Raw genomic sequence first — 23,117 nt, 5'->3', positions numbered from 1 at the left:
AGCAGTGATTAATAAAAGCAGGCAATAAAAAAGGGAGCTCAGATGGGCTCCCTTGTTGAGATACTTGAACCTTACTTCACGCGGTTCTTGTATTCCAGTGTGCGGGTATCGATTTCGATCTTGTCGCCGATGTCACAGAACAATGGCACTGGCAGCTCGAAGCCTGTAGAGATCTTGGCTGGCTTCATTACCTTGCCGGAAGTATCACCCTTGACGGCAGGTTCCGTGTAGGTGATTTCGCGTACAACAGAGTTTGGCAGTTCAACGGAGATAGGCTTGCCGTTGTAGAACACCACTTCACATTCCATGCCGTCTTGCAGGAAGTTGAGCGCATCTTCCATGGTTTCCGCTTCAATTTCATACTGATTGTATTCAGCGTCCATGAATACGTACATTGGGTCAGCGAAGTAGGAGTAAGTCACTTCCTTCTTTTCCAGTACGACAACGTCAAACTTGTCATCAGCCTTGTAAACGGCTTCGCTCGGGGATTCGGTGAGCAGATTCTTGAATTTCATCTTGACCACGGAGGAGTTGCGGCCCGATTTGCTGTATTCGGCCTTCAGTACGACCATAGGGTCGTTACCTACCATAAATACGTTGCCTACGCGAAGTTCCTGAGCTGTTTTCATGTGATGTCCTGAGACTTAAAAAGGGTGAAGTGTAAAAAGTCGCGCATTATACCCGAAATTTAGAAAAATTTCTTACAGTAAATCACCAGCTTAGCGGCCAAGTCCGTTTCTTTTGCCAGGTGTTCTGCATAGGTTTGTGCTTGACGCTGCCAGCTTGGCAGGGCCGCCAGAACCGCCTGCCAGGCAGAGGGCGTGAAGCCATGGCGATTCCATGCACGGTGGGCAGCCATCATGTGGATAGCCAAGTCTGATGGGCTATCTTGGCAGTAGCGTTGCAGGAAGGCTTCCAGCTTGACGAGATGAGTGTCTTCATCTTGCAGATACGGTTGCCAGATCATTGGTTTGCCCGCCCATAAGGCCCTGATCCAGCTATCCTCGCCACGGACAAAGTTGAGGTCGCAAGCCCAAAGCAGTTGATCATATTGTTCTTGGGAAAGGAAAGGGATCGTGGCGATTCTGAGCCTATCCTGGGTGGGGTGGGCATCAAGCCATTGCATGGCATGGTCGGCAGAGGGGCCCTGGGGAATAATGCACAGTACTGGTTGATCTGTTTGCGCGATCGCCTCCAGCAAGGAGTTTACTGGAGCTTGCGGATAGCAGAATAGGCTGATGGTATAGGCCTGGTTGGGCATGATGCCCAGACCATGCCAAAAGGCAGCTTGCGATACCTTGCTTTGCTGAAAGCGTGATCGCTCTGCCAGCAGGTGGTTTTCGCGGAGGAGGCCACCGCAAGCCGGGGTGAAGCCTGGGAAAAAGAAGTGTTTAGTCAGGCCTAGTTGTGGGTGTATAGAGGGTTTTGCATGAAAGTCATCTACCCATGATTCTGCACTCAAATATTCCAGGTTGATCCACACAGGCCGCCGATCTTGCATGGCGTGAAGATAAGTTTCAGGTAATTCGCAAGCGAATGCCTCGATGACGACATCTGCAACCTCTACGGGAGGAAACGGGCTACTCCAGCGGCAAACGTCCACTCCGGCGACTTGCTGCGTTGCCAATGTTGGGTCCAGTCCGGGGATCAACTTGGCAGCAACGCTGGGTTGATCTACCCAGAGCCTGACCTTGATGCCATGCTCGCGTGTCAATTGCTTGGCTAGGCGCCAGCACACGCCTATATCGCCATAGTTGTCGACAATGCTGCAAAAAATATCCCAGCGCATGCTCAAATCAGCCTTCTGCCGGGGCGTGGTAACTGACGTCGACGACCTCAAAACTTTCCTCACCAGCCGGGGTTTCCACTCGAATGACATCACCAGGTTGTTTGCCGAGCAGCGCGCGCGCCAGCGGGGAAATCCAGCTGATATAGCCTTTGCCTGGGTCCAGCTCATCCTGGCCGACGATGCGGTAATGATGTTCGCTATCTTTCTCCAGGGAATACAACTCCACCCAAGCGCCAAAATAGATTTTTTCCAGGTCTTGTTGGGTTTGAGGGTCTACCACCACGGCAATATCCATGCGCTTCATGAGAAAGCGCAGGCGCGAGTCGATCTGGCGCAGGCGCTTCTTGCCATAGATATAATCGCCGTTTTCGCTGCGGTCCCCATTGCTCGCGGCCCAGGAAACATCGCTGACCACCTTGGGCCGTTCAATTTTGTATAACTGCTCGAATTCGTCTTTGAGACGTGCGTAGCCTTCCGGCGTAATGTAGTTTTTCTGCTCAGCCATAGGCTCGCAAGGTAGGCGGCAAGGCCGTGGCTGTCAAGCTGTAGTTATGAAGCATTTGACAGTAGGGGGGACACGCAAGGCCAACCCCGCTTGAATCAAGTAAAATCCTCATCCATGAACAATCACCTTATTCTCTGTGCGACCGCGCGTCTCGCCCGCGCGTTGCAGCTAGACCATGCCAGGGCGCAATCAGCTCAGGGCCTGAAGCAATGGACTTTGCTGAATATCATGACCATCAGCCAATGGTTGGAGGGCTTGTTTGATCAGGCTATGCTTTCTGGCGAGCTGGATTTGCAACAAGTACCACAGGGTGTGCTGAGCAATGTGCAGGAGCGGCTGTTGTGGGAGGCTGTGATCGAGGATGTGCTGGCGAGCGATGTAGCGAGTGCGCTGTTTGACATCAAGGGGCTGGCGCGCATGGCGCAGGAGGCCAACCAATTATTGCTCGAGTGGCGCTTGCCATTGCCTGACGCTAGTTACAGCGAAGAAACCCGCCAGTTCATTGCCTGGCGGCGCGAATTTTTGTCACGCTGCCGACAAGGCGGCTGGATGGAAGCGCCACGCTATGTTGATTGGCAAGTGGCGATGTTGGCGCAGGGCATCGGAGTCTTGCCAGAGTCCATTGCTTTTGCCGGGTTCGACCGCATCACGCCACAGATGGCGCAGTTACGTGCAGTGTTGCAGCAGCGCAACGTCAATGTACAGCGCCATGAAACCACACTGGCTGATAGTGGTCATGCCCAGCGGGTGTTATTGGCAGATCAGGAGGCAGAGTGTCGTGCTGCGGTGGCCTGGGCGCAACAACAGCTTGCTGATAATCCTGGTGCCAGAATAGGGATTGTTGTCCCGGAACTCGCCAAGCTGCGAGGTGCACTGGCACGCTTGCTGGATGATGCCTTGCACCCGGCATGGGTGCGCCCTGCCATGGTGGAGGCGCCGCGACAGTATGATTTTTCCCTTGGGCAGCCTTTGCAACGTGAGCCCGTGGTGCAAACAGCGCTGACCTTGTTGCGCTTCTTCAGCCAGCACCGACGGCAAGATAAAGTGGAACAGCAGGATTTCTCGCAATTGCTGCAACAGCCTTACTGGTCGCATGCCGTGACCGAAGCGGATGCGCGTGCCCAGCTTGATGCCCGCATGCGGGAGCGATTGCCTTTATCCATCAATATGTCGCGCCTGCAGCGTTTTATCCGGCGAGAAGCTGGCAGCGAGCAGGCACCATTGTCGCTTGCTGGCTTGCAAGGGCATATTGCCGCAGCGCTAGCGATTTTGCAGGCGCAGCCAGCCCAACAACTGCCTTCTGCCTGGGTGGACGTGATGCAGCGCGCTCTGGATGCGCTGGAGTGGCCGGGCAAGCAGCGTAGTCTTTCCAGCTTCGAGTTCCAGGCGATCCAGGCATTCGGCAAGGTCTTGCAGGCGCTGGCGGCGCTGGATGTATTGCAGCAGCCTATGTCTTTTTCCCAGGCCTTGGCCAGGCTGCGCGAACTGGTGCAGGAGCAGATATACCAGCCCGAGGCCGAAGGTGAAGTGCGGCTCCAGGTGATGGGCATGCTGGAAAGTGTGAGCCAGCCACTGGATGGTCTATGGGTGATGGGCATGAATGATCATAGTTGGCCACCGCTACCACGGCCTAATCCCTTGCTACCTGCGGGCATGCAGCGCGACCATGGTGTTCCAAATGCGGATAGCGCCGTGCAGACTGCGTTTGCCCAGGTCGTTCACCAGCGTTTGCTGCATAGTGCGCATCAGCTTGTGTTTTCCAGTGCTGCGAAGGATGGTGAGCGTGAGCTGCGCATTAGCCCGATGCTGCAAGACATATCCTTGTCAGATGCAGTACCTGCTGCCAGCCAAAGCCTGGCGCAGAGGTTGGCTTTGCAGGATGCCAAGCCATTGCAATGGCTGGACGACCACCAGGCGCCAGCCGTGGCAGAGGGTGAGCATATCTCGGGTGGCACAGGTCTACTCAAGGCGCAGGCCATTTGCCCGGCCTGGGCTTATTACCAATATCGCTTGCATGCGCGGGCATTGAAAACACCAGTCAACGGCCTGGATGCGGCTGAGCGCGGTACCCTGGTTCACCTTGTGCTGGAGCATTTCTGGCAAGGGCGTGGCCTGCAAGACCTGCTGGCGATGGATGAAGTGCAACTGGAGCAGGCATTGGCTGAGGCCGTGCAGGTATCATTGATCGAATATATTGCAAGCTGTGACGAGACCTTGAGCGACGCTTTTTCCGAACTGGAAACCATGCGCTTGACCCGCTTGCTCAAAGGCTGGCTGGCGCTGGAGAAAACGCGCGATCAGCCTTTTACCGTATTGGCCAGCGAGCAGCAGCAAAAGATCATGATCGAAGGGGTAGAAATCACGCTCATCATCGATCGTATCGACCAATTGGCAGATGGCCGCCGTATCGTCATTGATTATAAGACAGGCCGCAAGCCAGATACGAAAAACTGGGCGCAAAGCCGCATCACCGAGCCACAGTTGCCAGTGTACGCGGCATTTGTCTTGTCTACGCAAGACCCAGCTGATGACAGCGCAGAAGTCGCCGCCATTGCATTCGCCATGGTCAAGCTGGAAGAGCACGCGTTTGCCGGGCTTGCCAGTGATGACGTCTTGCCCGCCATGCCGGTGCTGGATGACAAGAAAACCCGGGATGTATTTCCCGAGGGGGATTTCCCCGATTGGCACAGCGTGCTTGAACACTGGCATACCAGCATCACGAATGTTGTCAATGAACTCAAGCGTGGGGAGGCGGCAGTCGTGTTGCAGGATGAAAAAGAGCTTGCCTATTGCGAGGTGTTGCCGTTGTTGCGCTTGCCGGAAAGGCAGTTACAGTTCGAGCGCTTGCAGCAGGGGGAGGCATCATGACCAATGCCGTGGATTTGCTGGAACTGGATCGCATCAGTCGTGAACGTGCTCTGGAGCTGGCTTCGTTTATTGTTGAGGCCCCTGCTGGTGCAGGCAAGACCGAGCTGTTGACACAACGCTTCCTGCGCCTGCTGACTACCGTATCGGCCCCTGAGCAGATCATTGCCATTACGTTTACTAACAAGGCGGCAGCCGAGATGCGCTCACGCATACTGGATAGCCTGGTGATGGCGGCCAGCGGCCAGATGCCGCAAGCGCCCCACAAGCAGCAGACTTTCCGCCTGGGCGTGGCAGCGTTGCAGCATGCGGCCAGCCTGGATTGGCAACTGCTGGATAATCCCTCGCGCTTGAAAATATTTACCATCGATTCCTTATCTGGGCACCTGGCGCGGCAGATGCCATTGCTGAGCCGATTTGGCAGCCAGCCAGCAATCAGTGAGGATGCTGCTCCGCATTATCAATTGGCCGCTGAGCGCACGCTGGCGCTGGTAGACGAAGATGGGCTAGGGCAGGCTGTGCGCTTGGCGCTAGGCTATGTCGACAATGACGTGCAAAAACTCACCAGCCTATTGGTGGATATGCTTGGCAAGCGCGACCAGTGGCTGGAATACGCTAATCATGGTGATTTGCAGCAGGCTGCGGAGCGGGCGCTGGAGCACCTGATCAGCCAGGATTTGCATGCCGCGGCTGCCATGCTGCCAGGCCGCGTGCAAAGCGCCTTAATGCCAGTGGCGCGTTATGCAGCGAGTCACCTTGCATGCGATGTGCCGCAAGCCTTGCTGTTGGATTGGGAAACACCGTTGCTTGCGACTTCCCAAGCACTCCCGGCATGGCTGGCAGTGTGCGATCTGCTGCTGACTGGCACGGGCACGCTGCGCAAGACTGTCAATGTGAAAAACGGTTTTCCCGCTACACCGGAATCCAAGCCATTCAAGGAGCAGTTTGCCGAGATTATCGCCACCTTGCAGCAGACGGCAGGTGCCGAGGCTGCCTTGCAGCGCCTGCGTAGCCTGCCGTTACGTCAGGATGAGCAAAGCTGGCAGATGGTGGCGGCACTGGCGCAGTTGTTGAAGATTGCCGTGGCTCAATTGTGGGTGGTGTTCCAGCAGGCAGGGGAGGTGGATTTTGTTGAAATGTCCCTACGTGCATTGGAAGCACTGGGCGATGACGAGATGCCTACCGAGTTGGCCCTGGATTATCCCGTTCAACATCTGCTGGTGGATGAATTTCAGGATACCAGCCCAGGGCAGGTCAAGCTGTTGCAGCGACTGACTTCAGGTTGGGCTCCGGGCGATGGACATACCTTGTTTGCGGTGGGCGACCCCATGCAGTCGATATACCGCTTCCGTAAGGCCAATGTTGGCCTGTTCCTAGAGGTAGCCGAGGATGGCATAGGCGATCTGCCGCTGGAGCGCTTGCAGCTTTGCCGCAACAACCGTTCATCTCCGCCGGTAGTGGATTGGATCAATGCTACCTTCAAGCATGTGTTCCCCGTGCAGGATAGCGTGGTACAGGGCGCGATTCATTATCGCGAATTCGTGGCGACCCGTGCAGCAGAGGCTGATGCTGGCGTGAAAGTACATCCGCTGATTGCCGGGCCTGACGAAGATGCAGAGGCATTGCGCATGCGTGAGGCGGCTCATGTAGTCGAGATCATCCGCCAAACCTGGGCAGGCAAGCCCGCTGCCAATATTGCCGTGCTGGTGCGAGCGCGGGCGCATCTTGACACACTGGTGGCAGAAATTCGCCGTCATCATCCTGACCTGCATTTCCAGGCCGTAGAAATAGAGCAGCTTGCCGGGCGCCAGAGTGTGCAGGATCTGTTGGCCTTGACGCATGCCTTGTTACAGCGTGCAGATCGCGTCAACTGGCTGGCCATGTTGCGTGCGCCCTGGTGTGGCTTGCAGCTTGCTGACCTGCATGTCTTGGCTGGGCGTGAGCGCTATCGCACCATCTGGTCATTGCTGCATGATGCAGCTGTGCTGGCAGGTATGAGCGAGGATGGCCGTCAGCGTAGCCAACATCTTGTGCAAGTGTTGACAGAAGTGCTGGGGCAGCAAGGGCGTATGCCATTGAGTCGCTGGCTGGAAAGTGCCTGGCTCATGCTGGGCGGGGCGCAATCTCTCTGGCAGGCTAGCGATATTGCCGATGTGGAAGCGTTTTTTGCTCTCGTCGACCAGCTTGATCAACAAGGCCGTTTCAGCCTGGAGCGCTTGGTTCAAGAAGTGGAAAAGCTCTATGCCGCACCCGATATACAGGCCAATGGGCAGTTGCAATTCATGACCATCCACAAGTCCAAGGGCCTGGAGTTTGATACTGTGATCTTGCCAGGCCTGGAGCGCCGCCCGCGCAATGGTGAAACGCCATTATTGCTCTGGGAGGAAGTGGCAATGGAAACTGCACATGGCGTCAGCACTGAATTGGTGACTGCTCCGTTTATTCCTAAAGGTGCAAACGGGCGCGATGAGCCTAGTCCTTACAGTTATCTCAAAATGCTGGAAAAAGAGCGTGCTGATCATGAAAGTGCGCGGGTGCTATATGTGGCGGCCACGCGTACTGAACGCTGCCTGCACTTGTTGGGTAGCGTCAGCCCTAATGCCAAAGGGGAGCTGAAGCCAGCTAGCGGGACTTTCCTCGATTCGCTCTGGCCACACCTGGCGGGGCAATTTATTGAGGTCGCTGCACAAGATGCACAGCCAGCGCAGCCAACTCCACAGGGGGTAGCGCTCGCTGATTTCATCCCCAAGTTGATCCGGGTTGCCGAGCCTGGGCTCCCTGCTATCTATGCCGAAAGCAGGCACGAGGCGATTTCCTCCGGTCAGGCCCATGGCGAAACGCCGGTGTTCGGCAGGCAAGCTGGATTGGAGGCGCATATCGGCACACTTGCGCATCAATATGTGGAACTAATAGCAGCTAATCCCGACTTTGAAAGCTGGCTAACACGTTTGCCTAGCCTGCAACCTGCGACGGTGCGCTGGCTGGCCAGGCAAGGACATGCACTTGATGTTGCCGACATGGCAGCCGCGCAGGTATTGCAATTGCTGGCGTTGACCTTGCAAAGTGCTGATGGCCGCTGGGTGCTCTCGCCTCGGCCAGAGGCCGCTGCCGAGCTTGCAATGGGCCATATAGGGGAGGCTGGATTCAAGCCGCAAGTGGTTGATCGTTGCTTTATTGAGCATGGCGAGCGTTGGATTATTGATTATAAATCAACACGCTTACCTGCCGATGCTGATGTTGGCATGATGCTTACGGCAGCGACAGCCTATGAAGACCAACTTGCTGGGTATGCGGCATTGTTTGCTGATGAGGGCATTCCCTTGCGCAAGGCAGTTTATTTCATGGCCTTAGGCAAGTTATGTGAACTGCCGTGATTTAGCCTGATGCGATTGACGAAATCATGACAAACATTGTCAGAATTTTGATCAGGGTGTGGAAATTTTGTCATATTAGCGCGATATAACGCAGGCTGGTTGTGGGGTTAGGCGACATTGGTTGGATAAGACGGAAAAATTAATTTATTTTAACTTTTTGAATTTAATAAATTTTTTTATAATTATCCAGGCATGGACAGATTCCTGGCATGATGTGGTACAGGGGTTGCTTATAGTAAGGCGAACACAACCCCACTATAGGAAAGTGAAAGATGAAAACGAAGTTAAGTATGTTGGCGGTATTGGCAGCAATCTCTGCTCCGGCAGCTGCGGGCACGATTGACCTTGGGGTTGCTTCAAATTACAACGCCTTTATTTTTGGTGACTACGCTACAAACGGCAACTCAACAGCGGGTGCCTTGGCTATTGGTGGTAACGCCAATATCAACGGTCACAGCATTGGAAACAACAAGAGCAATTATTATGGCGCAGTCATCGGTGGAGACTTGGGTGGAACACCATGGGGTGGTAGTGCTAATGGTAACCTATGGGTTGGTGGCACCAATAATAAAGGTTCAAACTACACGGTTTCTGGGCATGTGGATACCGCATCGACAGTCTCCGCACCTGTAGATTTTGCGGCTGCCAAAACTTATTTGACCTCGCTCTCTAGCGGTTTGGCCGGTGTAAGTGCAACAGGAACTTATGCTGCTCAGGATCAATGGAATCCGACTAGCAAGGTGTTTACAGGATCAGGGGCTAGTGTTGAGTTCTTCTCCTTGAATGCCAGTGAATTTTCCAGTTTTAACAATTTGGCTTTCTCCAGCATCGCTGCTGGTACTACGTTGATTTTCAATGTGGCAGGCTCGAGCGCAACGCTGGGTTGGCAATGGCAAAGCCTGGGTAGCAATTACAACGTCTTGTTCAACTTTTATGAAGCAACTAGCGTGACACTGCAAAATGCATCGTTGTATGCCAATATTTTGGCAGTGGATGCTACGATCAATGGCTCTGGCAATTTGTACGGAACAGTGGTTGGTAATACTTGGAACAATGCTTTTACATTGGGTAACGGTGGGTTTACTACGGCAGAGACAGCATTGTTTGCTGGTGTAACGGCTGCTGTACCAGAGCCACATGATTATGCCTTGTTGCTGGCTGGTTTAGGTGTGATTGGGTTGACAGCAACCCGTCGCAAGAGGATTTTGGCGAGAAGTTAAGCCATACCATCTGAATCCCGGGGGGGATAGAGGAGGAGAAAGGCGTGGGGTATCACTACCCACGCTTTTTTCCTTTCTGGCGTTTATATTTTTTGCTTAATGCTTAATGCTTAATGCTTAGTCTTGGTCGCCTAGACAGATGCAAGACTACCCAGAATACTCAGTGATGATCGTGGTGATGCGCCCGGCGGATTGCCTTCAGGTGGCGGCGGATATACCAGACAGCGAATATGACGCCAGCTACAACCAGCACCATGTGGAATTGATGGAAATAGACTTCTAGAGCTTCCCAATGCTGTCCGAACTTCATGCCGGCATAGGCCAGGAAATAACACCAGATCAACGAGCCAGCGAAGGTGTAAGCGATAAACTTGCCCATTGCCATGCGGGCAACACCGGCGGGGAACGCAATAAAGGTGCGCACTGCTGGCAACAGGCGACCAATGAAGATAATGATTTCGCCATACTTGGCAAACCAGCGGTCAGCCAGGTGCAGGTCATGATGGGAAATCAGTACCCATTTGCCGTACTTTTCCACCAAGGGACGTCCACCAAACATGCCGAGGTAATAGGCAGGGATAGAGCCAACCACGCAACCCACAGCACCAGCCAGTGCCACGCCCCATAATGTCAGCTCACCTGTGAAAACCAGGTAGCCAGCAAATGGCATGATGATTTCTGAAGGCAGGGGAATGCAGGCGGACTCAATCGCCATCAACAGCACAATGCCACCATACCCCATGGTGGAGATGATGCCCATGATCCAGGCCGCTACTGCGGCGATGATTTTTTCCAACATGTTTAGATGAGTTCCTTGAGCAGGTTTTTGATGAAGTCCGCACGTTGTGCGATGCTGGGGTATTGTACCGTAACCCTGAGTTTGTCCGGCCCATTCATGCGGCAGCGGCGGTCACGTTGCAGCAGTGCGATGAGTTTGGTTGGGTCTAGCTCTGTGCTCGGCGCAAAGTGCAGCTGGATTGCTGAATCGCTGGCGTCAATCTTGTTGATTCCCAGTGGTTTTGCCGCAATGCGCAAGCGGTGGCAAGCCATCAGGGCTTCGCCTTGCTCCGGGAGTAAGCCAAAGCGGTCAATCAGCTCTTCCTGCATGGTGTCGAGGTCGTCATCGTCGTTGCAGTTGGCTAGTCGCTTGTAGAGTACCAGGCGCTCGTGCACATCAGGGCAATAATCGTTCGGCAACAAGGCAGGCGTATGCAGGTTGATCTCGGTAGTCACGCCGAGCGGTGCCGATAGGTCAGGCTCCTTGCCTGCCTTGAGCTGTTTCACGGCGTGATTGAGCATGTCGGAGTAAAGGGTAAAACCAATTTCCTGCATTTCACCACTTTGGCTATCGCCCAGTAGTTCGCCCGCACCGCGGATTTCCAGATCGTGCATTGCCAGGTGAAAGCCTGCGCCCAAGTCTTCCAGTAACTGGATTGCATCCAGGCGTTTCTGCGCTTGCGGCGTGATGTTGCGGTCTGGGTCGGTAAGCAGGTAAGCATAGGCCTGATGGTGTGAGCGGCCTACGCGACCACGTAACTGGTGCAATTGTGCCAGGCCAAACATATCAGCGCGGTTCATGATGATGGTATTGGCGGTGGGCACATCGATGCCGGTCTCGATAATGGTGGTGCACAGCAGCAGGTTGAAACGCTGCTGGTAAAAGTCACGCATCACATGTTCAAGTTCACGTTCGCGTAACTGGCCGTGGGCGATGCCAATACGCGCTTCGGGCAAGATTTTTTCCAGCTTTTCCTTCATAACGAAGATGGTATCCACCTCGTTATGCAGGAAATACACTTGTCCACCGCGCTTGAATTCACGCATGGCGGCTTCGCGAATAATGCCTTCGGAATAAGTCGTAGCAAAGGTCTTGATTGCCAGGCGTTTTTGCGGTGGTGTAGCAATCACGGAGAATTCGCGCAGGCCTTCCATTGCCATGGATAGCGTACGAGGAATTGGCGTAGCGGTGAGGGTTAGTACATCAACCTCGGCACGCATGGCCTTAAGCTGTTCTTTCTGGCGCACGCCAAAACGGTGCTCCTCATCAAGAATGACCAGGCCAAGATTCTTGAAATGAATGTCTTTTTGTATCAGGCGGTGAGTGCCGATCACAATATCGATGCTGCCATCTTCCAGACCCTTGAGTGCCTGGGTTTGCTCCTTGGCAGTACGGAAGCGTGAAATTTCCGCAATCTTGATTGGCCAATCGGCAAAACGGTCACTGAAATTATTGAAGTGTTGCTCTGCGAGGAGTGTGGTAGGCACCAGCACGGCTACCTGCCTGCCACCCATGACAGCAACAAACGCGGCGCGTAGCGCCACTTCTGTCTTGCCAAAGCCGACATCGCCGCAAACCAGTCTATCCATGGGGCGGCCAGATTGCATATCGCTGATGACGGCCTCAATTGCGGCAAGTTGATCTGTCGTTTCCTCGAAGGGGAAACCTTCCGCAAAGGCTTCATAGTCATGCAGGCCCAAGGTGAAGGCGTGACCTTTGCGCGCAGCTCGCTGGGCGTAAAGGTTGAGCAACTCTGCGGCAGTATCCCGCACTTGCTTGAGAGCTTTTTTCTTGGCCTTTTCCCAATGACCACTCCCCAGGCGGTGCAAAGGGGCGGATTCCGGTGGGCCGCCGGAATAGCGCGAGATCAGGAATAGTTGCGAGACGGGAACATACAATTTGTCGTCGCCTGCATATTCCAGCAAGAGGAACTCGGTCTCGCCTTCGCCAAAATCAATATTGACCAAGCCACGGTAACGCCCCACACCGTGTTGCTCATGGACGACCGGGTCATGTTCACGCAGTTCGGATAAATCCTTGAGCATGCCCTCGGTGTTGCGTTGTTTCTCCTTGTCGCGGCGGCGTTGCTGGCGTACGGTGTTGGCATATAGCTCGGCCTCGGTGATCACGGCCACGTCATCCAGGACAAAACCGCCATGCAAGGGGCTGATGCCCAGCATCACAGGCGCTTTGCTAGCCTGGAAGCTTTGCCAGTCGTCGCAGGGCTCATAAGTGATGCCGTGATCATTGAATAGCTGGGCCATGGTTTCGCGGCGGCCCAGGCTTTCGGCAGCAATCAGGGTGCGACCCTTGAAACGGCGCGTGTAGTCTTGCAGCTTGTGCAGTGGTTGTTCCGAGCGGCGCTCCACCTCCAATGCAGGCAGTTTCTTTTCTGCATCCAGGCTCAATTGCAACCTAGCCCAGGCATGGCTTTGGCTGAAGAGTTCATCCGCTTTGATCAGCAGGATTTCTGGCTTGAGGATGGGGCGCTCAGGGTCGTGCGCCAACTGGCGATAACGTGATTGCGCATCGTGCCAAAAGGCTTGTGCTGCCTGGTCAAGATTGCCATGCAGGCAGAGCAGGGCATCTGCTGGGACATAATCCAGCAAGGTAGCCGTCTGCTCAAAAAATAAAGGCAGATACCATTCGATACCACCACTGGCGATACCCTTGGAGACATCCTTGTAAATACGGCTGCGCGACGGATCACCCTCAAATATCTCGCGGAAGTTCTGGCGAAAACGGGCAATACCGTTTTCATCGAGCGGGAACTCCTTGGCAGGCAGCAGGCGGATATCGGCGACTGGGTAGAGACTGCGCTGGCTATCGACATCAAAGGTACGGATGGTTTCTATCTCGTCATCAAACAAGTCCAGGCGGTAGGGCAATGTGCTACCCATTGGGAACAGGTCGATGAGGCCGCCACGCACGCTGAATTCACCTGGGCTCATGACTTGGCTGACATGGTGATAGCCAGCATTGGCGCATTGGTTGCGCAATGCTTCGATATCCAGTGTCTGACCTTTTTTCAGCATGAAGGTATGCGCTGCCAAATAAGCATTGGGCGGTAGGCGTATCAGTGCTGTTGATATTGGCACAAGGACAATATCGCAACTGTTTTGGCTGATCTGGTACAGCGTGGCTAGCCGTTCAGAAATCAGGTCAGGGTGCGGTGAGAAATGGTCGTAAGGAAGGGTTTCCCAGTCCGGCAGCATATGCACCCGCAATTGCGGCGCATACCAGGGAATTTCCTCCAGGAGTCGCTGGGCATCGAAGGCATTGGAGGTAATGACGACGATAGGCGATTTTGCCGATACCTGTGATCGTTCTATGGCCAGCCGGGCTAAGGCCAGGCTATCCGTGCCAGGTGTTAGTGGATCAAGTCGGTTGGATTGACCAGTTGCCGGGATGGGCAGGGAAAACTGCATTGCTTTGCCGTGATAGATGGAATAAACGGCTTATTATAGCCTTTTCACCTTATAGCGCGGCTAATAGTGCATTGGGCAGGTGTAGTTGTTGCAATGCTTCAAGATGCCTTCCAGGCTGTCCGCTTGCGGACATGCCAGAAGACAGAATTACTATTACTTGCTAAGCAGTTTGTTGATTTGCGCTTCAGCGGCTGTCCAGTATTCCACCGGGCTGCCAGCAAAGCCATTACGTTCAGCAAGAAAATACGCGGCAACCTCGACCATACGATAATGTTCTTCTGGACTGATCTGGCTAGCGGTATCCGTTGTCTTGGCCTTGCTGGTGCTGGCTTTTTTGGTAGTGGTTTTCTTGGGGGTCACAGATTTGGCTGTGGAGGTCTTGGGCGCGGCAGTTTTTTTTGCAGTGGTGCTCTTGCTGGGTGTAGCCATGTCGAATCCTTTCTTGTGGTCGGGACTTCTATGCAGCGTTCAGGGTAGGTGAAGGCGATAACCTTCACCTCCATCATATTAAACCGTTCCGCCCACCGTCAAGCCGTCAATGCGTAGTGTAGGCTGGCCCACACCGACAGGCACGCTCTGGCCCTCCTTGCCGCAAGTGCCAACGCCGCTGTCCAGCGCCATATCATTGCCTATCATGGAAACGCGGGTGAGAACATCAGGGCCATTGCCGATCAAGGTTGCGCCCTTGACCGGATAGGCGAGTTTGCCATCCTCGATCATCCAGGCTTCAGCTGCGGAGAAGACGAACTTGCCGCTGGTGATGTCGACCTGACCACCGCCAAAGTTGGCTGCATACAAGCCCCTCTTTACCGACTTGATAATTTCCTCTGGTGCCATATTACCGTTGAGCATGTAGGTGTTAGTCATGCGCGGCATGGGGATGTGGGCATAAGATTCACGGCGTGCATTGCCGGTAAGCGCCATGTTCATCAGGCGTGCATTGAGGCTGTCCTGAATGTAGCCGCGCAAGATGCCATCCTCGATCAGCACAGTGCGCTGGGTAGGGTTGCCTTCATCATCAATATTAAGCGAGCCGCGACGATTGCTGATGGTGCCGTCATCGACCACTGTTAATCCCTTGGCAGCTACCTGTTGGCCAATGGCATTGCTGAATGCAGAGCTGCCCTTGCGATTGAAGTCACCTTCCAGTCCATGCCCGATCGCTTCATGTAGCAGGATGCCGGGCCAACCTGAGCCTAGAACGACGGTCATGCTGCCTGCTGGCGCAGGGCGAGCCTCAAGGTTGACCAGGGCTTGGTGCACGGCTTTCTGCGCATAATCCTGTAAAATCTCATCGGTGAAATAACTGTAATCGAAACGTCCGCCGCCGCCTGCAGAGCCTTGCTCGCGCCTGCCATTATGTTCGGCGATGACCTGGATCGAGAGACGCACCAAGGGGCGCACGTCCGCTGCCATTACCCCATCATGACGCGCGACCATAATGACTTCATATTCACCCGCGACTGAGGCCATCACCTGAGTGATGCGAGGGTCTGCCTTACGGGCATACATCTCCAGGCGCTCTAGCAACTTGACCTTGGCCTCGGCGCTGAGCGATGCGATGGGGTCTTGCGGCACATAAAGCTGGGGAGCGCTAAAGCGCTGAACCGCCTGGCCTTGTTTTTCTTCGCCAAGTGCAGCAATGGCGCGCGTAGCATTGGCTGCCTGCTTGAGTGCGGGCAGGTTGATGTCGTCGGAATAAGCAAATGCGGTTTTCTCGCCGCTCACGGCACGCACGCCTACGCCTTGATCTATGCTGAAGTTGCCTGATTTCACCTGGCCTTCTTCCAGCCCCCAGCTTTCCGCCCGGCTGTATTGAAAATACAGGTCGGCATAATCGACTTGATGCGACATGATATTGCCAATCACGCCTTGTAGCTGGCCAACATCCAGGCCACTGGGGGCGAGCAGGGTTTCTGTCGCTGTGTTGAAGTGCGAATCTGTCGCAGGGCTGGAGGCGGTGGGTAAGCTATCGGGTTTCATGGTAAAGCGTCTTCCAAGTTGCATGGATTCCATCATAACAGTGCGTTGGGATGACGGAACATAAGTATTTTCTGTAAATGATGCTCAAGAGATGGAGTAGATCAGCGCTTTTTCAAGCCAGATAGTCGTATTAACGAACAATATTCGAGTGATCCTGGCTAGTTGCTCTGCCATCATATAAGTCGTGATAAAAGGCAGAGTAACGAAGCCAGAACCTAGTCGCGATAGCTTTATAGCTTGCGGTGTTTCAAAGCTGGCAGGCTTTTGCGCAGGCTCTTGAGGTAGGCGGTGTTGATGGATGAAATTACGACACCTGAGCCACGAGGTAGCCTATCCTGTACGACCCCCCAGGGGTCCACGATCATGCTGTTGCCATGGGTTTCGCGCCCCGAAGCGTGGTAGCCGCCTTGACCGGGGGCGATCACGTAACAGAGATTCTCGATAGCGCGGGCACGGATCAGTGTTTCCCAATGGGCTTTACCGGTGGTTTCGGTGAAGGCGGACGGCACGGCGATGATGTCGACATCACCCATGGCGCGGTACAGCTCGGGGAAACGTAAGTCATAGCAGATGGAAAGCCCCAGCTTGCCGAAAGGCGTATCCACTGTCACAACGGCATCGCCAGGCTCAATGGTTTTCTTTTCTTGGTAATGCTCCTGGCCTTGCTCAAAGCCAAACAGGTGGATCTTGTCGTAGCGTGCTACCTGTTTGCCCTTGTCGTCGTATACCAAGCAGGCGTTACGTACCTTGTCTGGATTATCTGACTCCAGGGGCACCGAGCCACCGATGATCCATACCTGGTGCTTCTTGGCTGTTTTGGCAAGAAAACGCTGGATAGGGCCACTGCCTTCTTTTTCACGGACGGCAACCTTGTCAGTATCTTTGATGCCCATAATGGCAAAATATTCTGGCAGGGCGATCAGCTTTGCTCCCATATTGACGGCAATTTCGATTAGGCGCTCGGCCTCGCTCAGGTTGGCAGCAACGTAAGGGCCAGAGGCCATCTGGATGGCTGCAATACGATTAATGCCAGGGATGGAGTTCTTGGCTTTGCTCTTGGCAACTTTTTCTCTTGATTTGATAGCCATGTTTTATTTTCCGGACGGATGACGAATTATCGGGTTAGTTTGTTGCATTTGTACGAGCGACATCACTCATCGCCCTAGTGGCAGTGGCGTTTGGTTGTTATTGTCACGCTTGCTGCCTGCCTTGATTTCAACCGGGTTGTCCCAGGTGCCGACAAACTCATACTCTGATGAGGCAATCTGGTTCAAAGGGTCTTTCAACAGCTTTTGGGCAATATAAGTGGCGGCACCTACCACGGGGCCACCTGCCAGTGCTGCAATCGATAGGCTGTCGCTGACATAAGGTGTTACCTTGACCTTGAGGTGCTGGGTTTCCTTTTGCAGGTCGGTTTCGCCTGTCATTTGTACCAGTGCAGTCGGACCTTCCAGGCGGAAGTCGTCGCTGCGCATGATGCCATTATCGATACGGACATTGGCGCCAATCTTGTCGAAGGCAAATCCACTGCTGAATACATCACGGAAATCAAAGGTGAGGCGGCGCGGCAGGTTCTGCAGCGTCAGTACGCTGAACAAGCGACCAACGCCAGGCTGTATCTTGAGAATCTGGCCTTTGCGTACATCCAGCTGCAAGTCGCCGCTTAACCGGGTAGTCTCAAAGTCATGTGGGCTACCCGGCCACTTGAGTTGGCCGGTGAGGTTGGCGTTGCCGTCCTTGATGGCATTGGGATAGCCAAAACGCTCCAGGGTCTTGCCGACATTGGCGATTTTCCAGTTGATATTGAGTCTGGTATTAGGCGCGCGTTTCCAGTTGTGCCATTCGCCATCGGCATTAAGTTCGCTTTCAGGGGAGGATATGCGCAGCTTTTCAATGCTCCAGTCATTATTGTGCTCGTTGGCAAGCAACTCCAGCTTGCCCAGTTGCTTGGTGCCATATTCAAAACTCTCGGCCACGATATCTAGCGAAGGGTATTCGCTGACATTGCTCTGTTGGCTGAATTGGCCTTGGGTGCGCAACTGTGCAGTATCGGGCGTAGAGGATGGAATGCTCAGGCGCTTGAGGCGGGCCAGCACTTTGCCGCTACCTTGGCTCAGCCATTGAATATCCCCGGTCAGCTCCTTGCTTTGCGCCTGCATTTGCCAGCCATCCTTGATCGCCGTGGCGGTGAGCTTGAGGTCATTGATGCGGCGGTCAAACACATCCAGCTTGTTGATAGCAAGGTCTACCTTGCTGATATTGAGGCTATCGTTGGCTTGCTGGTTCTTGCCCTTGGTACTGCTGGAGAGTTCGCGCCATTCGTCTACATCAAGTAGATCCATCTTGCCATGTACGCTAATGCCGGGCTGTTGAGGCAGCGTTGGTGTCACGTTCAGGCCAATATCGCCACGTTCAATCTGCCAGTTGCCATTGCCCTGCTTGGTACGCACGAATACTGCGCCCAGGTTGCTGCCATAGTTAACGCTGATATTGTCCCGATTGGGGTTGGGTTGTTTACGTTCAATGCGCAAAGGCACATTGTCGTTCATGGCCTTGTTGAGCGGGAAGGGCAGGCTGGAGGTCATGCCTTGCAGGGTGGAGTTGATCAGGATATCCACGCCATTGGGGCTGGCATTGATATTGCCGGTCCAATCTGCCGTGCCAAATATCCTGTCAAATATGCCCGTATCAAAGCTGGAGCGCAAACCAGCATCACTGACTTGCCCGCGTGCACTGATGCGCACCGACTTATCCTTGCCTGAGCTCAGGCTGACTTGTGCAGGCCCGCCATAGACCCAGGTACCGATATTTTGCCCACGCAGGCCACTTTCAGTGAAATCAAGTTTGCCATTGATGCGTGTCAATGGTGGGGTGTCATCGCTCGATAGGCTGCCATTGATGATGGTGTAGCTACCCTTGACCTTGGTCGCATCGACATCATTGAGTGGAATCTGCAAATCCAGTGCCAGCTTACCATTGCCACTGGTTTCCAGGCCTTTCGTGAATCCACCCACAATCTCGACCAGCGGGCTGGAGTTGAGGTATTGGATGCCATTGCTAATGGGGCCTTGCCCTTCGCTGACTACGCTCAGGACGGGCTGGTGGGAAGCCAGGTTGGGAATCACTACCTGGCTCTTGATGACTTGTGTGCCTAGTGTATTGCCCTTGTTGGCATTTAACTCCATGCGATTGCCTTCAAACAGCATATCGAGAGCGATGTTATCGATCTTTGGCCACTCGGGGGCAAACTTCAGCTGGCCATCATGAATCTTGGCCTTGACCTGGAACAAGCCGTTTTTGTTGCCATCAAAAGGAAATTCGCGCAGATTGCCTTTGATGATGACGCTAACATCCTCACTTTTACCGGCAAGGATGGATGTATCCAACCATGACAAAGTCTGTTCGCCCAGAATCAATGGGTAATAGAAGCGGGCATATTCCCCATTCACACGATTAAGCTTGCCGACTAGCTCCAGCATGTCGCCCTGCGTGGGGTTGTGCTGGAAGTTTGCATTAATGGCACCAGCCAGGTGACGGTTGGAAATATTGAGGTTGCTGACGCGGATTTCCGGTTTGCCTTCATTGGTTTTCCACTTCACCTGGCCGGTGAGTTTGTCCGCAGGCAATGGCCAGCGCAAGATGTCCTTGAACTCAAGCTCGGCATTGCGTGAGCTAAGCGTCAGGCTGCCACCATCCTGGTCAGCATTGATGCTGCCACTTAATTGCTTGAAGCCGGGGATGTGCATATAAGGGCGCATGCCCAGATCACTGAACTGGGTACTCAACTTATACTTTTCCGGAAACCCGCCATGACTGGTCCAGGCCATGTTGAGCTTGTGTAATTCGCCTACTGGCTTGATTTCTTCAAGGGTTTGCTTGAGTTTTTCAGGTAGTGGCAGATGGGAGGCAAGCAAATACGCAGATGGCAGTGAAATGTCATCCAGCGCGACATTGCCTTCCAATGTTTGTTGTTCGCCTGCATGACGCTCACGCAGTGCGATGGTGCCATTCTGCATATCCAGGCCATTTGGCGTGACGATCTTGAGCCTATCGGCAGTCAGCTCCTGGCCATCCTTGTGCTTGATCCATTGCAACCTGCCGGATAGCTGTTGTAAACGGGCTTCTGGTTGATCCTTGATGATGTGGCTGACAACATTGTGCAGGATGACATCACTGGTGAGCTTTCTTGGCGCACCATTGGCGAATTCCAGCCAGGCACGCATAGCACCATAGCCTTGGCGGATATCAATCAGGTTTGTGGGCAGCCATTGACGCCATGCGGCAATGTCGGTGCCATCGGCATGGGCATACAAGGTGCCGCGCCAGTCATCAGGCTGGCCGATATCCTTGCCGTAAACGTTGCCGCGTACATCTATTGGCCCCGAGGCTGCGACCGACGGGATCGCTTGCAAGCCAAAACGGTGGTGGCCTATCAGGCTGCTCCATGCCGGGTTTTCTATATGCAGGTTGAGTTGGTCCAGGCTGAGGGCAGGGGCTTTGCGCAATGCGTCATGCCAGGTGATGCTGGCATTGCGCACATCAATGCTGGCTTGCCGTAGCAACCAATTGGCAAATTCCGGTCTGGATGGGCCATTGGTCGCCATGCCAGCGACATAGATCGTGCCATCTTCCTCGCGGCGTATGCTCAATGCGGGATCATGAATGATCAATGAACTGAGGCGTGGTTCCAGTAAGGGGATACTGAGCCAGGAGACGCTGGCTTCAATGTGCTGAAAGGACAATGCGACGCGTTGATCGGCATCGTAAATATCGATATTGCGCAATGAGAGATGCGGGTTGAGACCATTCCAGCTGGCATGCAGGTCTTGGATAGTCACGGTCTGGCCGAGAACGGTGCTCACCTTGGCTGCAATGCGGTCTCGGTAATCGCCGATATTGGGCAGGATCAGGTAGCGCAACCCAAGGACGATAATCGAGAATGCAATGATGGCAAACCATAGCAGGGCGAGGGTGGTGCGGTAACACCATAGCAGGGACTTTTTGACCATATCTTTATTGCATCATCATCGCCGGAAGCCGCACGATTTGTGCCTGTGAGCTATATATTTATCAGTATGCCGAAGTATTTCATTGGCACGGGTGTTGGTCAACGCTTGAAGGGCGAAAGTTGCCAGGTTTAGCTTACAATAACAATTGTTCACAAAATATTGCCTGATTGTTCCGCTAGCAACCTCTCTTCCCCTGGTCCATTGATTGAGTAGACATTCTTGATTCAGCTTAAAAACATCAAATTATATCGTGGCGTAAAGTGCCTGATTGAAGGCGCAAGCTTCCAGCTTCATCCTGGCCACAAGGTTGGCCTGACCGGCGCCAATGGCGCAGGAAAATCCAGCGTATTTGCCATGTTGCGCGGGGAGCTACATCCCGAATCGGGTGAGCTGGATATTCCAGCTCACTGGACCATTGCCCATGTTGCCCAGGAAACCCCTGTACTGGCCGATGCCGCGATAGAGTTTACCCTTGATGGTGATGTTGAACTGAGGCAGGTTGAGGCCCAGTTACGTGAGGCTGAAGCGGCAGGAGAGGGTGAGAAGGTCGGGGAGTTATATGCCCGCCTTGGGGAGATTGATGGATATTCCGCCCGGGCGCGTGCGGCAGAGTTGCTGCATGGCTTGGGCTTTGGCACTGCTGATCTGGCGCGGCCCGTATCTGATTTCTCTGGTGGCTGGCGCGTTCGGCTCAACCTGGCGCGGGCCTTGATGTGCCGTTCTGATTTACTGCTGCTTGATGAACCGACCAACCACCTCGATCTTGATGCCGTGATCTGGCTGGAAAACTGGCTCAAGGATTATCGCGGCACCTTGCTGCTGATCTCGCATGACCGCGATTTTCTTGATGCCATCGTCAACCACATTGCGCATATCGAGCAGCAAAAGCTGACCTTGTATCGCGGTGGCTACTCTGATTTTGAGCGACAGCGTGCCGAGCGCCTGGTTCAACAGCAGGCAAGTTATGAGCGCCAGCAGCGTGAAGTGGCGCACTTGCACAAGTATATTGACCGTTTTCGCGCCCAGGCAACCAAGGCACGACAAGCGCAAAGCCGTATCAAAGCCTTGGAACGCATGGAGATGATCAATGCGGCGCACGTGGATAGCCCGTTCAGTTTCAGCTTTCGCGCACCACTTTCGGCGCCAGACCCATTGCTGGTATTAGATCAGGCCGATGCGGGCTACCAATCTACCATCATCTTGCAGCACATCATGCTGACCTTGCGCCCTGGTGAGCGGGTTGGCTTGCTGGGCCGCAACGGTGCGGGTAAATCTACCCTCATCAAGCTACTCGCCAATACCATGGCACCGCTGCAAGGCAAGCGCGTGGAAGGCAAGGATTTGCGCCTGGGCTACTTTGCCCAGCACCAACTGGAACAACTACGCCCTGACGAGTCACCCTTGCAGCACATGCTGCGGCTGGACCCGGAAACACGCGAGCAAGAGCACCGCAACTATCTTGGAGGCTTTGATTTTCGTGGTGATATGGCGACCAGTGCCGTGGGCGCGTTTTCCGGAGGGGAAAAATCCAGGCTGGCGTTGGCATTGTTGATCTGGCAACGTCCTAACCTTTTACTGCTGGACGAGCCGACCAACCACCTTGACTTGGAAATGCGCCATGCCCTCACCATGGCATTGCAGGATTACCAGGGCGGCATGGTGCTGGTGTCGCATGATCGTGCCTTGCTGCGTGCTACCTGTGATCGCTTCCTGCTGGTGGCTGATGGCAAGGTGCAGGAGTTTGAAGGCGATCTTGAAGATTACCGTAATTGGCTTAACGAGCAACGACTGCGGGACAAGGCTGAAGAGGAGAAATCCAAGCCAGAAGCCGTACCCAATGCCAGGGCGCAAAGCAAGGCCGAGCGTCATGCCAGACTGCAGGAGCGCCGTCCGCTACTAAAAGAGCTGGAGCAGATAGAAAAGAAAATGGCAGCTTGGCAACCGGAGAAAAATCAACTGGAGCAAGCTTTGGCGGCACCTGAGTTATACCAGGAGGCAGACAAAACCCGTTTGTTAAACCTGCAAAAGCGCCAGGCTGAGCTTGAACAGCACTTGGGTCAAGCGGAAGAGCGCTGGCTGAGCTTGCACGAGCAGCTAGAAGCGTTGCCGGAAATCAGCTAAAAGACACTATCATTCTCAAGCTAAATTCAAGACGAAGTACAAAGG

The 23,117-nt window shown here is 54.1% G+C and carries 13 protein-coding genes; 4 read left to right on the top strand and 9 right to left on the bottom strand.

Annotation, left to right across the window (positions count from 1 at the left end; genetic code table 11):
* Positions 1-71: 71 nt before the first annotated feature.
* From efp to greB, 3 genes are read right to left on the bottom strand one after another with little or no spacing between them, the layout of a single operon-like run.
* Complete coding sequence (gene efp / locus LG202_RS06200; protein WP_230347530.1) at positions 72-629, bottom strand: elongation factor P; 558 nt, start codon at positions 627-629, stop codon at positions 72-74.
* Positions 630-688: 59 nt separating this feature from the next.
* Positions 689-1,789 carry an elongation factor P maturation arginine rhamnosyltransferase EarP gene (gene earP, locus LG202_RS06195; protein ID WP_230347529.1) on the bottom strand — a complete coding sequence of 367 codons (1,101 nt, stop codon included), beginning with the start codon at positions 1,787-1,789 and terminating at the stop codon, positions 689-691.
* A gap of 7 nt (positions 1,790-1,796) precedes the next feature.
* Positions 1,797-2,294, bottom strand: coding sequence for a transcription elongation factor GreB (gene greB, locus LG202_RS06190; RefSeq protein ID WP_230347528.1), 498 nt, complete (start codon positions 2,292-2,294; stop codon positions 1,797-1,799).
* A gap of 114 nt (positions 2,295-2,408) precedes the next feature.
* Here greB and LG202_RS06185 point away from each other — a divergent pair, with 114 nt between their 5' ends.
* From LG202_RS06185 to LG202_RS06175, 3 genes are all read left to right on the top strand, one after another.
* Positions 2,409-5,162, top strand: coding sequence for a PD-(D/E)XK nuclease family protein (locus tag LG202_RS06185; RefSeq protein WP_230347527.1), 2,754 nt, complete (start codon positions 2,409-2,411; stop codon positions 5,160-5,162).
* Positions 5,159-8,533, top strand: coding sequence for a UvrD-helicase domain-containing protein (locus LG202_RS06180; protein ID WP_230347526.1), 3,375 nt, complete (start codon positions 5,159-5,161; stop codon positions 8,531-8,533). The genes LG202_RS06185 and LG202_RS06180 overlap by 4 nt, the downstream gene beginning before the upstream one ends.
* A 272-nt stretch (positions 8,534-8,805) precedes the next feature.
* Positions 8,806-9,753: a choice-of-anchor A family protein gene (locus LG202_RS06175; protein WP_230347525.1), complete on the top strand. Its 948-nt coding sequence runs from the start codon at positions 8,806-8,808 to the stop codon at positions 9,751-9,753.
* Positions 9,754-9,913: 160 nt separating this feature from the next.
* Here the strand turns inward: LG202_RS06175 and LG202_RS06170 are convergent, their stop codons facing one another.
* From LG202_RS06170 to LG202_RS06145, 6 genes are all read right to left on the bottom strand, one after another.
* A complete protein-coding gene (locus tag LG202_RS06170) occupies positions 9,914-10,552 on the bottom strand; it encodes a DedA family protein (protein WP_230347524.1) in 639 nt (212 codons plus the stop codon).
* 2 nt (positions 10,553-10,554) lie between these two features.
* Positions 10,555-13,959 carry a transcription-repair coupling factor gene (mfd, locus tag LG202_RS06165; protein WP_230347523.1) on the bottom strand — a complete coding sequence of 1,135 codons (3,405 nt, stop codon included), beginning with the start codon at positions 13,957-13,959 and terminating at the stop codon, positions 10,555-10,557.
* A 153-nt stretch (positions 13,960-14,112) separates the two neighbouring features.
* Positions 14,113-14,388 carry a DUF2934 domain-containing protein gene (locus tag LG202_RS06160; RefSeq protein WP_230347522.1) on the bottom strand — a complete coding sequence of 92 codons (276 nt, stop codon included), beginning with the start codon at positions 14,386-14,388 and terminating at the stop codon, positions 14,113-14,115.
* A gap of 78 nt (positions 14,389-14,466) precedes the next feature.
* Entirely contained in the window at positions 14,467-15,942 is a 1,476-nt protein-coding gene (gene tldD / locus LG202_RS06155) for a metalloprotease TldD (protein WP_230347521.1), read from the bottom strand.
* Between the two features lie 230 nt (positions 15,943-16,172).
* Positions 16,173-17,030, bottom strand: a complete 858-nt coding sequence (locus LG202_RS06150) for a carbon-nitrogen hydrolase family protein (protein WP_230347520.1) — start codon at positions 17,028-17,030, stop codon at positions 16,173-16,175.
* Positions 17,031-17,096: 66 nt separating this feature from the next.
* The gene (locus LG202_RS06145) at positions 17,097-20,951 is read right to left on the bottom strand and encodes a YhdP family protein (RefSeq protein ID WP_230347519.1); all 3,855 of its coding nucleotides are present in this window, start codon (positions 20,949-20,951) and stop codon (positions 17,097-17,099) included.
* 219 nt (positions 20,952-21,170) lie between these two features.
* Between LG202_RS06145 and LG202_RS06140 the strand changes: the two genes are divergently transcribed.
* The gene (locus tag LG202_RS06140) at positions 21,171-23,072 is read left to right on the top strand and encodes an ATP-binding cassette domain-containing protein (RefSeq protein WP_230347518.1); all 1,902 of its coding nucleotides are present in this window, start codon (positions 21,171-21,173) and stop codon (positions 23,070-23,072) included.
* Positions 23,073-23,117 lie beyond the last annotated feature (45 nt).

The sequence above is a fragment of the Methylobacillus methanolivorans genome (genome assembly GCF_054588515.1).
This window is presented reverse-complemented; position numbering and strand designations above follow the sequence as displayed.